The 12,364-nt window shown below is 60.7% G+C and carries 10 protein-coding genes; all 10 read right to left on the reverse strand.

Annotation, left to right across the window (positions count from 1 at the left end):
• Positions 1-20: 20 nt before the first annotated feature.
• Positions 21-236 (reverse strand): hypothetical protein, encoded by a 216-nt coding sequence (locus H6650_03055; protein ID MCB8950970.1) that lies wholly within the window; start codon positions 234-236, stop codon positions 21-23.
• A gap of 32 nt (positions 237-268) precedes the next feature.
• Complete coding sequence (locus H6650_03060; protein MCB8950971.1) at positions 269-1,471, reverse strand: dephospho-CoA kinase; 1,203 nt, start codon at positions 1,469-1,471, stop codon at positions 269-271.
• Positions 1,458-3,452 carry an ABC-F family ATP-binding cassette domain-containing protein gene (locus tag H6650_03065; GenBank protein MCB8950972.1) on the reverse strand — a complete coding sequence of 665 codons (1,995 nt, stop codon included), beginning with the start codon at positions 3,450-3,452 and terminating at the stop codon, positions 1,458-1,460. Before H6650_03065 ends, H6650_03060 begins: the two co-directional genes overlap by 14 nt.
• Positions 3,453-3,595: 143 nt before the next feature.
• Positions 3,596-4,816 (reverse strand): sigma-70 family RNA polymerase sigma factor, encoded by a 1,221-nt coding sequence (locus tag H6650_03070; GenBank protein MCB8950973.1) that lies wholly within the window; start codon positions 4,814-4,816, stop codon positions 3,596-3,598.
• Between the two features lie 596 nt (positions 4,817-5,412).
• Positions 5,413-7,338, reverse strand: a complete 1,926-nt coding sequence (locus H6650_03075; protein ID MCB8950974.1) for an O-antigen ligase family protein — start codon at positions 7,336-7,338, stop codon at positions 5,413-5,415.
• A 19-nt stretch (positions 7,339-7,357) separates the two neighbouring features.
• Positions 7,358-8,221, reverse strand: coding sequence for a sugar nucleotide-binding protein (locus H6650_03080; GenBank protein MCB8950975.1), 864 nt, complete (start codon positions 8,219-8,221; stop codon positions 7,358-7,360).
• Positions 8,218-8,949 (reverse strand): ribonuclease III, encoded by a 732-nt coding sequence (gene rnc, locus H6650_03085; GenBank protein MCB8950976.1) that lies wholly within the window; start codon positions 8,947-8,949, stop codon positions 8,218-8,220. Before rnc ends, H6650_03080 begins: the two co-directional genes overlap by 4 nt.
• A 147-nt stretch (positions 8,950-9,096) precedes the next feature.
• Positions 9,097-10,347 carry a beta-ketoacyl-ACP synthase II gene (gene fabF / locus H6650_03090; protein MCB8950977.1) on the reverse strand — a complete coding sequence of 417 codons (1,251 nt, stop codon included), beginning with the start codon at positions 10,345-10,347 and terminating at the stop codon, positions 9,097-9,099.
• A 731-nt stretch (positions 10,348-11,078) separates the two neighbouring features.
• Positions 11,079-11,789, reverse strand: a complete 711-nt coding sequence (locus tag H6650_03095; GenBank protein ID MCB8950978.1) for a molybdenum cofactor biosynthesis protein MoaE — start codon at positions 11,787-11,789, stop codon at positions 11,079-11,081.
• A 58-nt stretch (positions 11,790-11,847) separates the two neighbouring features.
• Positions 11,848-12,336 (reverse strand): cyclic pyranopterin monophosphate synthase MoaC, encoded by a 489-nt coding sequence (moaC, locus tag H6650_03100; GenBank protein MCB8950979.1) that lies wholly within the window; start codon positions 12,334-12,336, stop codon positions 11,848-11,850.
• Positions 12,337-12,364: the final 28 nt, after the last annotated feature.

Consider the following 12,364-nt stretch of genomic DNA (forward strand, 5'->3'; position numbering starts at 1 on the left):
CATTCCAGTCTGGTTCCCAATCATGAAGACTCCTCGTTTTCGTCGTCGCCCCAGCTAACGATCCAGATACACGCGCCGGCCACGAGAAAGGTGATGACGATCAGCCAGAACCACTGACTGGCCTGTAGCCCAATTTCGCGGGCTTCAAAAATCAGGATGATCACCATCCCCAGGCCCAATGCGAACCAGGCGGTGAGGCTGGGGTGGCTGCTGATCCATTGCTTCAATTGCGTCATGGTGTCCTCATTGGTGCAAGCTGTCGGGTTGTTCAGGCAATGCGCACGTCGCGCAGCGTCTTCACCAGCAGGTGCGTATCTTGTGGCTGCGATTCCGCGGCGGCGGCGCGCCAGACTCGTGGCAGTTCGCTGCTTTGGCGCGGCTGAAAACCGGCGACGGAGAACAATTGCCGCACGGGATCGGGGGCGTCCTGGGGCAGGAAGGCCAGGATGGCTTCGCAAATGAGTTCTTGCGCGGTGCGTTCGATTTCGGCGAGGACGGCGGGGGCGGTGATGGTGACGGCGGAGAGGGGGTGGACGTAGATTTGCTCAATGCGGGCAATGCCGGCATCTGCGACCCAACCAATAATCGTCGTAATCTCTGCTTCTTCCTGACCGATCAGGTAACTTCGCTCGGACATGGACATGAGCAATTCCGCGCGGCGGGGTTTGACATGGCCACCGGTAGCCTTGTGGATGAGAAGGAGAACAGCAGGGACGTCGGAAGGACGAGCACGGCGTACCGTGACGTTGGTAGGCGTTTCCGTGGGGAAAATCGGTTTGGCCGTCGCCTCCGGCCTGGGTTGGGTTGCTTTCGCGCTGGGGGCGGGCGTGGGCGCGGGGCGGGGCTTGCCCAGGCTTTCCCAGGCCGCCTCAAACTGCAATCGTGTCTCCGCCATCGTGCCATCCGTACGAATCACCACATCCGCGCGGGCTACCTTCTCCGCCTGCGGCGGCTGTGCATTCACCCGCAGCGCCGCCGTCTCCTCATCCATGCCGCGGCAAATCATCAGTCGTTCTAGCTGGCGCACCGGCGCGCACGCCGTCACCCAGACAACGTTGCAATCGTCCACCAGCGGACCTTCCAGCAGCTTGATCGCCTCAATGAAAACGACCTGCGCCTGACTTTCGTTCACCCGCTGGATGATTTCCGTGCGCACGGCGGGGTGCAGCATCATCTCCAGGTCCCGTAGCGCAGTGGGATCCGAAAAAACGATGGCCGCCAGCGCCGGGCGGTCAATTCGCCCATCCGCCTTGCGCACCTCCGCCCCAAACGCTACGGCAATGGCCGCCTGCACACTGGGGTCGCCGTCCATAATCTCATGCACAATTTTGTCGGCATCCAGCGTTAAGGCGCCCTGCTCCGCCGCCATGCGCATCACGGATGATTTGCCCGTGGCGATGTTGCCGGTCAGCCCTACCACGATTTTGTCCGGCCAGCGGGGCGGACGTCCCTGATTCTTACTGCTCCTCATGGAGAAAATCCTCCCACTCCTGCATCAGGCGCTCCAAATGTTGCTGCGTTTCCGCGTATTCTATGCTCAGGTTTTGAATCTTGCCAAAGTCCTGGGTCAAGGTTGCCGTTTGCAGCGCTTCCACCTGCCGCGCCGCCTGTTCTTCCAGGTTCGTTATCTGCTGTTCCAGATCCGCCAGCGCCTTTTCTCGCTGCTGACGCGCATTTTTGCTCAAAGATTGGTTAGCGCGCTCCTCCCGCTCTTCCTGCACCTGTGCCTGCGCTGCCAGACGAGCCGCTTCGCGGGCGGCATCTCGTTCGGCGATAAAGTCTTGATATGGCCCCTGAAAAATTCGCAAACAACCATCCGCCAGGTCCCATATTTGCGTTGCCAGTCTGTCAACCAGGTAGCGGTCGTGGGATACCATGAGGATCGTGCCATCAAACTGCTCGAGGACCTCTTGCAACACTTCCTGCGCGGGGATGTCCAGGTGATTGGTCGGCTCGTCCAGCAGGAGGAAGTTGGCCCCTTCTAACGCCAACACAGCCAGGGCCAGCCGCCCGCGTTCGCCGCCGCTGAGCATGCCCACTTGTTTGTACACGTCGTCGCCGCGCAGCAGGTAGCGGGCGAGGTGCGTGCGCGCCTCGCTCAGGGGCATGGGGTGGTAGCGCGTGAGTTCGTCGATGACCGTGCTTTGCGGATTGAGCCGCTCATGTGCCTGGGCAAAATACCCTACGCGCAGGCTGGCTCCCAGGCGAACGCGCCCGGAAAGTGGGGGGAGTTCCCCCAGAATAGTGCGTAGGAATGTGGTTTTGCCCGTGCCGTTGGGACCAATCAGTGCCGCTATTTCCTGCCGTCGCAGTTCGATGTCCTCGGCGCGAAAGAGGGGATTGCCCGGATAGCCGATGGACAGGTCTTCGCTGCGCAGCACGAGGTCTCCGCTGCGTTGTGTCGTCGCCAGGCGCAGGTTGAGCCGCGGGGGGCGGTTTTGCGGCTGTGGCAGGGTGCGGATGGCTTCCGTGGCGGCGGCCACGTCCCATTCCCCGGATGAAATATCTAGCTGCCGCAACGCCTGGGACCAGTTTTGTCCCTGGATAGCGCCCAATCCGCCGGCGTGAACGGCCTTCAGTTCGCGGGTGATGCGTTTTAGTTTGCCCTGGGCTTGCAGTGTGTTTTGCCCGGCAATGTTGCGGCGGATGTAGTCCAGTTCGCGTTCCATGCGCTCCTTGAAGGCGGCAAACTCTTTTTGGCGGCGCTCCCATCGTTCTTGTCGCTGTTGTACGTAGTGGCTGTAGCTGCCGCGGTATAGTTCGATGCCGCCGCGGCTCATTTCCCAGATGCGGTCGACGACTTTGTCGAGGAAGTAACGGTCGTGGCTGACGACGAGGAGCGCGCCTGGCCACGCCTTGAGGGCGCTTTCCAGCCATTCGACGGCCTGGATGTCCAGGTGGTTGGTGGGTTCGTCGAGGATGAGGAGGTCGGGGCGTTCCAGGAGGAGGCGGGCGAGCAGGGCGCGCGTTTTTTGCCCGCCGCTGAGGTGGGTCAGGGGGAGGTGGCGGCTTGATTCGTCGAAGCCGAGGCCGGTGAGGGTGTGTTTGATGTGGCGCTCGTAGTCATAGCCGCCGGCCAGTTCAAAACGCTCCAGGGCGACGCCGTAGTCGGCGAGGAGGGTTGGGGCGTTGCCGTCTACGGCCATGCGTTGTTCCATTTGGCGCAGGCGGATTTCCTGTTCGCGCAGGGGGGCGAACAGGGTGAGCATTTCCTGGTAGACGGTGTGTTCCTGACCGTTGAAGGCGCCGGCGGACTCCTGGGGGAGGTAGCCGATGCGACAGTTGCGGGCGCGGTGGACGCTGCCGCTGCTGGGGGAGGCGAGGCCGGCGAGGATGAGGAGGAGGGTGGTTTTGCCGATGCCGTTGGGGCCGACGAGTCCGATTTTGCCGTCGTTGGGGATGCTGGCGGAAATGCCGGCAAAAACGTCCACCGCGCCGAATGATTGAGACAAGTTAGTTGCGCTAAGAATCGCCATAAAACATGATTATACCTGAGTCCGGGCGAGCAATAAAAAGCCCGACGAGTGGCATACCCGTCGGGCCTAAATGAGCTTCTTGGTTGCACGTTGCGCGGAGCCTTTTGCTCCGCCGCGCCTCAGTTCAAATACTGGCGCAAGTGTCCCGCGAAGTTGGGGTGGCGCAACTTGCGCAGCGCTTCCTTCTCCAACTGGCGAATGCGCTCGCGGGAAAGACCAAACATCTCGCCGACTTCTTTCAGGGTGCGGGACTCGCCATCCTGCAAACCGTAACGCAAACGCAGAATACGCGCCTCTCGTGGCGTCAACTGGTCCAATATCTCGCCAATTTCCTCCGTGAGCATGTTTTGCGCGACGGTTTCCGCCGGCGGTGGGGCTTCCACGTCTTCGATGAAGTCACCCAACTCGGCATCGGATTCATCCCCGACGGGGCGTTCCAGGTGGACGGGCTGGCGACTTGTCCGCAGCATCCAACGCACGCGATCTGCCGGCAATTCCATATACTCAGCAATCTCTTCCGCCGTTGGCTGACGCCCATACTCCTGTTCCAACTCCTGCGCCACTTGATACAGCTTGCTGATACGTCCACCCAAGTGCGCGGGAATACGAATCGTGCGTCCGTGATTCGCCAGCGCGCGCGTCACTGCCTGGCGGATCCACCAGGTCGCGTAGGTGCTGAAACGGTTGCCGCGACGATAATCATACTTCTCCACGGCCTTCATCAGGCCCACGTTGCCTTCCTGGATCAGATCCAAAAATTGTAGACCCCGGCCCCGATATTTCTTGGCGATGCTAACGACCAGCCGTGTGTTCGCGCGAATCAGATGCGCGCGCGCCGCTTCACCGACTTCACGCATGCGCACCAACTCGTCCAACACATCTTCAGCAAAATCGTGCTGATCTTCGGCCAGCGCCGATTCCGCGGCGCGACCCGCCTCAATTTCCTTCGCTAACTGGACCTCTTCGTCGGCCGACAGGAGTTGCTGCTGTCCCATTTCGCGGAAATACAGCCCCACGGAGTCATCAATCGGCACACTGCTCAGGTCAAACAAGGGAGCGGCATGAAGTCGCTTTGGATACCCTGGCAGACCCTCGTCATCTTCGTCTTCCAGCGAATCGTCATCTTCCAGAGCATCATTCAGAGGATCGTCCGTGTCGTGCAGATGCACGCCAGCAGCCTGCAACTCTTCCATGATTGTCTCTAGCAAAGGGAGATTGTTCTCTACGTCTGGCAGTAGTTCCAAAATGCGATCATACGTGATGTAATGACGCTCGGTTGCTTCCGCCAAAAGCGCGCTTACAATTTCCATTTCTTCGAATGGATTCACCATATTGCTCATACCTGATTTCGACCTCTCTGGAATTGATTAAATGTGTAGGGGACTATACACATTCAGTGTCGTTTAGGATACTGAGCGTGCAGTCTAGCATATTCAAAGGAGAAAAGTCAAGATGCAAAAAAGTAACGAATCGAGGCGAGACAACCCTTCTGGAAGCGTCCCGCGTGTGGTCTGGATGTCCTTGCAAGGCAAGTGGCTGTCCGCAATTGAGTTAGCGGAAATGTGCGGACAGCGACTTGCCTAGATAGCGACTATCATAGATAGCGACTATCATGGATAGCGACTATCCTAGATAGCGGCTATCCATGATAGTTTGGCAGTAATCGTCCGTAAAAAGTGTGAAGTTGTTTTCGGACGGTTACTGAGGATACAGCAGGTAAAACCGAGGAGTATGGCTCATCCGTCCTCCTTGCGCAGGTATTGCGCCTGAGAGATTTACAGGTTCTCAAAACCATCCTATTATATACCAGTTTGCTCCCTATTCCCGTGAGAAAAGCGAAAATAGGACGTTTTTCTCATATTTGGCTCAGAGCTGACGAGGGGAACGGGGGCGCAAGGTTAGCCCGCGGCGTACAACTCTGTTGACCTCCTTTGACCTACCGTTGCAGGGTTTTCGCCTTTTCGTACGCTTGTACCGCGCCTGCTGTGTCACCCAGTGCCTGTAAAATGTCTCCCAGAAGTTGATAATACGCCGGGTTATCCGGCTCCAGTTCCATGGCTTGCTGTATGGCGGTCAGCGCCACGGCGTTGTTGCCGTTTTGCGCCGACGCATAGGCCCATTTGAAGTAGATGAGTGGCTGCCACGGGGGGATTAGATGCTCTTGCGCTACGTAGCGGGCGGCAAATTCATAGTCAAGGGCGGCCTGTTCTTTTTCGCCGAGCGTTTCGTGGGCCACGCCGCGCCAGAGATAGGAAAGCGCCGCCGTGGGGTCCACGCCCAGGGCCATGTCGTACCAGTTTACCGCCGCTTTGTAGTCGCCGGCGTAGGCGGCCTGCTGACCCTGGTTTTGCAGGAAAAGGGGGGCCTGGGGATCGAGTCGCCAAAACTGCTGCGCTGTCTGCAGGTCTCTTCGCAGATAAGCCAGTAATCCTTGCCGCCGTGCATCACCCGTGAATGACGCCGCCGTGAGCGCGGGCGACAGGGGCATGTCCGCCAGCCGTACCTGGTCCAGGGTGTTGTTCGCCAGATTACGAGGCAGCAGCGGCAGGAGCAGCAGCGTCGTGACCACGGGCATCCAGCGCCACAAGGCTGTCCGGCGCGGGTGGGTTGCCGCGGTTAACGGCGGAAGCAGCGCCGCGCCGCCAGCCATCGCCAGCCAGACAAATATGCCCGGTTTTTGCTCCAGGCCTACCAGATCGAAACAATTAAACGCCAGATACCCGACGATGCTGGCTCCATAGAGGCGGGCGAGGGGTTGCGAGCTTCCCTGTCGCCAAAGACCGTGCGCCAGCGTGAGCCAGAGAGCTATCATCGTCACCAGGGCCGGCCAGCCGAGGGTTGCGCCTGTTTGTAGCCACAAGTTATGCGCGTGCGTCAGGTCAAAGCCGGGGCCGATAAGGGCAAAGGGGTAGTTGGCGCGGCTGGTGGCATCGAAAGCGTAGAAGCCGGCCCCAAACAGGGGATAGTCGCGCAGCATTTGCGCGGCATTGCGCCAGATTTCCAGGCGCACCAGCCAACTGGTGGGGGTTACGGTGCCGACTTTGCTGAGCGCATCCAGGGTGGCCAGCCACGCCTGCCCCTGCCCTGAGGCTAACAGCAGCACGATCACGAGTAGTGCCGCGCCGCCCAGCAGGGGCGGGAGGAGACGCGACGACCGGCGGGACCAGATGAAGGCGGCGCTGGCGGCCAGGATGAGACTGATGAGGGCGGCGCGGGATTGGGTGAGGAGAAGGACGCCGCCTACGAGGACGAGCGCAGCGCAAGCGAGGGCTTTTTGCGGCCAGGGACGTTGGCGTGTCCGCCAGGCAGTTGCCAGGAGGAAGGGCAGTAGCAACACCAGCAGTCCGGCCATTTCGTTGAAGTGGACCGTGAAGGAGCCGCCGAGATGGGGGAGGCGGTCGGTGAGGAAGCGGAGGTTGATGATCTGGCGGGCGGGCCATTCCAGGGTGAAGAGGGCGAGGGCGGCGGCGACGGCCAGCGCCCCGGCGAGTCCGGTCACCAGCCAGGTTTGGCGGCGCGGTGTTCCTACGCCTTCGCGGATGAGGTAGTAGCCGGTGACGCCCTGGATGAGGACGAATAGTTTGGGCATGCCGGCATCTGGCACAGGACTGAAACATTGCGAGATGGCGGCGAAAGCGAGGTAGAGCAGAATAAAACTGTCCAGCGGCGTCGGCGGGAAAAAGCGTCCTTGCCAGAGGCGCGCCCCCACCCGCAGCCCGACCAGCAGCAGCGCCATGCCGGCCGTGAGCCACGGAAGTTGGTCGGGAAACAGGAGCCAGGGCAGGGCTACGATCCAGATGATGGCGGAGAAGAGCCAGTAGCGGGGTGATTGGTGGCGAGTAGGGGGGGGGCGTGGGGACATCCGGTGGCTCCGTGGGCGATCAGGCGCGCTGCGTATGGGCGGCGGCCTGGCGCAAAACGGTGTCAATGCCCAAGAGGGGCGTTTGTAGCAGGGCGGTGGCGCGGCTGAGGTCCAGGCGGCAGTCGGCGGGCCAGCGGTGGCCGTCGCCTGCTCCCAGGGTGAGGGTGGCGCGGTCGGTGATGCCCCACCAGTCGAGCATTTTCAGGCCAAATTCGGCGCGGGTGAGGGGTTGAATGCCGGCAACGTGCAGCACCCCCACATACGCTCGCCACGCCAATTCCAACAACGCCTGGCACAGCGTTTCTCGCCAGATAGGATTGCGCCACTGGTTCGTGAACAGCGTCACCGGTTCCCCCTGCCGCAGCGCCCGCAGCAGCCAGTCGAAATTGTGCCCCACCTCGCGCAAATCATACACCAGCGACGTGCGTACAATCACGTAATCGTCCAGCGCGGCGACGATCTCTTCCGCCGCTGCTTTCGCTCGTCCATAGGCGTGCAGGGGGCGCGGCGGGTCTGCTTCCCGATAGGGCGCGTGTTGTCCATCGAAAACGACATCCGTGGAGAGGAAAATGAGGCGGGCGGCGCAGGCACGGGCGGCGGCGCAAACATGCTCCGTGCCCTGGAGGATGACCCGGTCCATGTCGGCGGAGGTGTCGGAGCCGGCGGCATGGATAATGACATCTGGCGACCAGCCCCGCGCCAGCGCCAGAACGGCTTCCCGGTCGCGCACATCCAGTCGGTCGCCTGCGTCTGACTGCGATGGATGGCCGGAAAAATAGGTGTAGCGCGCGTCATAATGCTGTCGAGCCAGTGAAACGAGACGCCGACCCACAAAACCGCTCCCCCCCGTGATCCACAGCCGCCTCCGTGTCGCGGCACTCATGTTTGTCCCCCCGTTCTTCCTTCTTCCGCCAGGTCGTCGTAATCATCTGCCCGGATGAGGGCGGCCCGGGCTGCCTCTTGTTCGGCTCCCTGTTTGTTGCGTCCCGTCCCCTGGCCCCAGACACTCGCTTCCAACAGAACTTCGACGGTGAATCGCTTGTTGTGGTCAGGGCCTTCGGCGCGGATGACCTGGTAATGGGGCGTGATGTTGAAGCGGGCTTGCGCCCAAATCTGGAATTCGCTCTTGGCGTCTTTATGCAGCGAATGCTTCAGGATTTGGTTGAGCATGGCGGGCACAAGCGTTTGCATGAAGGCGATCACGGCATCCAGGCCCTGATCGAGATAGAGCGCGCCGGCCAGGGCCTCGAACGCGCCGCAGAGGGTTGCGGGACGTTCGCGCCCACCATTTTCCGCTTCACCCTGGCTCAGGCGTAAAGCCCGACCCATTTCAAACTGGCTCGCGAATGTGGCTAACGTTTCCGTGCGGACGAGAGCGGCCCGCAGTTTTGTCAGGTTCCCCTCGTTCATTTCGGGGAAATGATGATAGAGGTAATCGCCTACGACGAAGTCGAGAACGGCGTCCCCGAGAAACTCCAGGCGTTCGTTGTCTTCAAGGCCATGATGTGGGTTTTCGTTTAAGTAGGAGCTATGCGTGACGGCGCGCAGGAGGAGGGAGGGGTCATGAAAACGAAGACCCAGCCGGTCTGAAAGTTCTTGGATTTCTTTCATGCGATGTGACTGTTCGGTTTTGGGTAAATGACCGGTCAGGTTTTCCTTATATCGGCGGTTGTCCTTGAAGAAACTGGCCCGGTCCGCGTGGCATGTTACTGTGAGAGATTGGCCGGCATGATGCAACACAGTGGTATGTCGGTCGTGTCAGGGTGTGTATTTTTTGATGACGAGGACGGCATTGTGTCCGCCAAAGCCGAAGGCGTTGTTCAGGCAGACGTTGACGTCGGCCGGGCGCGGGGTATTAGGCACGTAGTCGAGATCACACTCTGGGTCGGGCGTTTGGTAGTTGATGGTGGCCGGCAGAATGCGGTCACGAATCGCCAGGGTGCAGAAGATGCTTTCTATGGCGCCCGTGCCGCCCATGATGTGGCCGGTCATGGATTTGGTGGAGCTGATGGGGACGTTGTAGGCGTGGTCACCGAGGGCCGTTTTGATGGCGCTGGTTTCGGAGCGGTCGTTGAGCTGGGTGGCGGTTCCGTGGGCGCTGATGTAGCTGATGGTGGTGGGGGAGATGCCGGCATCCGCCAAAGCTTTCCGTAGTGCCCGCGCCGCGCCATCGCCCCCCTCTGCCGGCGCGGTGATGTGATGCGCGTCCGTGGTCTGGCCATAGCCCACAATTTCCGCCAGAACGGTGGCGTTGCGGGCCTGAGCATGGGCCAGCGTTTCGATGACGAGAATGCCCGCGCCTTCGCCGATCACCAGCCCATCTCGATTCAGGTCGAAGGGCTGTGGCACGTCGGTGGTGCGGGAGGTGGTTGCGCCCGCGCGTTCGAAGCCGGCGATGCAGGTGGACACCATCACGGATTCCGCCCCGCCCGTGATGGCGGCGACGAGGTTGCCGGCACGCACGGCCTGGAAGGCGTGGCCGATGGCGTCGTTACTGGCGGCGCAGGCGGTGGTGATGGTGGTGGAGGGGCCTTGAATGCCGAAGTCGATGGCGATCATGCCGGCAGCGCCATTGGGCATGATCATGGGAATGGAGAAGGGGCTGACGCGACGCGGCCCTTTTTCCAGATTGGTGTGATCATTTTCCACGAACGTGCCGATGCCGCCGATGCCCGTGCCCAGGATGATGCCTATTTGCTCCCGATTGTCGTCCGTCACGCGCAGGCCGGACTGGTTCATGGCTTCTTGCGCGGCGATGCTGGCAAACTGCTGCTGGCGGTCACGGTGACGCGCCTCCCGCCGCCCCAGATACGGCTCCGGGTCCCAATCTTTCACTTCACATAATATGCCGGTCGGGTGCTGCCCTCTTTCCACTACCGTAAAGGGGCCGACGCCGGACTTACCTTGCAAGATGGCGTCCCATGTGTCCGGGACGTTATGACCGATGGGTGTGACCATGCCCGTGCCGGTGATGACGACGCGGTGGGGGTGGTGAGTCGGTTTACTCATATTTTCTCTCCATCACCTTTCTGGAAGCTGTTATGAGCTTCCGGGAAGGTTGTTTTGCCTTTTTCCGTGGATGCGCTGCCGAAATGTCCCTTGTCGCACCAGCGGGTCTCGTATTTTCCCGGGTGTGGCGAAGGGCGGTGTCGAGGTTAATGCCGGCAGCATCGGCTAACATGCACATACTATAGACGACATCCCCCATTCGCCCGCCAGGCGCTCGCGCGCCATAATCACTTTGCAGTAGTAGCTCTTTGGCGACCTCGCCTATCTCGCATACCAAATCTAATAAGTAAACACCGGCGGTATGGCTTAAGTTGTGTTTCTGGGCAAATTCAGTGGAACGTTCTTGCCAATTCATAACCAATAGTTAGTCGCTGTCCGCAATTAAATCAGCGGAAATGAGCGGACATTGGCTATCCATGATAGCGGCTATTATGGATAGCTTGGCAGTAACCGTCCGTAAAAAGGGTGAAGTTGTTTTCGGGCGGTTACTGAGGGTTCGCTCGGAATCAACTTGGGACTTTCCCATGCAGAAGAACCCTTCAAGCACATCCGTCCATGCCCGCGCGAAGCCTTTTTTAACGGATGCGCCCCTGAGGGTTCGCTCGGAATCAACTTGAGACTTTCCCATACAGAAGAACCCTTCAAGCGCATCCGGCCATGCCCGCGCGAAGCCTTTATTAACGGATGCGCCCTGAGCGGGAAACAGTCAACATCGTTTTGCGTCCTGCTTCTTACGCCTCCGCCTGGGGGCGATAATGCCCCTCGACCCAGGCGCTGCCGTCCGGGCCAACTTCCTTCTTCCACACGGGCACGATCTCCTTGAGGCGGTCGATGCCGTAGCGGGCGGCGTCGAACACGCCCTGGTCGCGGTGGGCGGCGGCGCAGGCCACCAGCGTGGTCATGTCGCCCACGTCCAGGCGGCCAATGCGCTGCACGATGGCAATGCCTTTTACGGTGGGCCAGCGGGACCAGATTTCGCGGGCGATCTGGGCCATTTTCACGGTCGCCATTTCTGCGTAGGCTTCGTACTCCAGGTAGCGGGTGGATGCCGGCATTCCGGAGCGTTGCGTCTGGCCACGTACAGAGCCGGTGAAGGTGACAACCGCGCCCACATCCGGCTGCGCCAGTTGGGCGTGGATGGCATTCAGGTCGGGCAGGTCGGTGGTGAGGGCAAAGTAGGTGGGATGGGGGAAGTCATCACCGCCGCTGACGGGGGGGAAGAGGGCAACCTCGTCTCCGGGTTGGATAGGGGTGTCGGGGCCGGCATAAACCCGATTCACGGCAACCAGGCTGATGGGAAGCGAAGGGGCCAGCGCCGGATGTTGCCGTGCCATGCCGGACAGCAGATCAGCCACGGTCGCCGGCTGCGTCAATTCGACGGATACTTGTCCGCTGCCGGCATTATCTTTCAACGTCGCAAATAAACGCACAGTGATGATCATAGTGGGTCGTGGTGAGTGGGTAGTGGATAGTTGGCAGTCGAGAGTTGGCGTGGGTGGTTTACTCGCCCCTCGCCTCCCGCCACTCACCACTCTTCCCACCTGCTTTGTAAGCCAGGTGAACATCGGTGATGGTCATGCCGCGGTCTACGGCTTTGGCCATGTCGTAGATGGTGAGGGCGGCAACGGAGACGGCGGTGAGGGCTTCCATTTCCACGCCTGTTTTGCCACGCACGCGGGCGATGGCTTCGATCTCCACGCGGTTGGCGGCGGGGTTGGGCGTGCAGATGACTTCGACGTGGGTGAGCGGGAGGGGATGGCAGAGGGGGATGAGTTCGCTGGTGCGTTTGGCGGCCATAATGCCGGCAATTTGCGCCACCGCCAGCACCTCACCCTTCTTCATTTGCCCGGCCATGATCAATCGCAGCGTCTCCGCCGCCATCGTCACCGCGCCACGCGCCACCGCCACGCGCTCCGTGTCCGGCTTCGCGCCCACATCCACCATGCGCGCCTGTCCCTGTTCGTCAATGTGTGACAATTTGTTGCTCATATCGTGGTATTATAGCGCAAAATAGCGA

It is taken from the genome of Ardenticatenales bacterium (assembly GCA_020634515.1).
In the GTDB taxonomy this organism is placed as follows: domain Bacteria; phylum Chloroflexota; class Anaerolineae; order Promineifilales; family Promineifilaceae; genus JAGVTM01.

Excerpts from the sequence above, each read along its gene's own strand:
- H6650_03060 (MCB8950971.1), bottom strand. The coding sequence starts at position 1,471 with ATGAGGAGCAGTAAGAATCAGGGACGTCCGCCCCGCTGGCCGGACAAA.
- rnc (MCB8950976.1), bottom strand. The coding sequence starts at position 8,949 with ATGAAAGAAATCCAAGAACTTTCAGACCGGCTGGGTCTTCGTTTTCAT.
- H6650_03070 (MCB8950973.1), bottom strand. The coding sequence starts at position 4,816 with ATGAGCAATATGGTGAATCCATTCGAAGAAATGGAAATTGTAAGCGCG.
- moaC (MCB8950979.1), bottom strand. The coding sequence starts at position 12,336 with ATGAGCAACAAATTGTCACACATTGACGAACAGGGACAGGCGCGCATG.
- fabF (MCB8950977.1), bottom strand. The coding sequence starts at position 10,347 with ATGAGTAAACCGACTCACCACCCCCACCGCGTCGTCATCACCGGCACG.
- H6650_03095 (MCB8950978.1), bottom strand. The coding sequence starts at position 11,789 with ATGATCATCACTGTGCGTTTATTTGCGACGTTGAAAGATAATGCCGGC.
- H6650_03055 (MCB8950970.1), bottom strand. The coding sequence starts at position 236 with ATGACGCAATTGAAGCAATGGATCAGCAGCCACCCCAGCCTCACCGCC.
- H6650_03075 (MCB8950974.1), bottom strand. The coding sequence starts at position 7,338 with ATGTCCCCACGCCCCCCCCCTACTCGCCACCAATCACCCCGCTACTGG.
- H6650_03080 (MCB8950975.1), bottom strand. The coding sequence starts at position 8,221 with ATGAGTGCCGCGACACGGAGGCGGCTGTGGATCACGGGGGGGAGCGGT.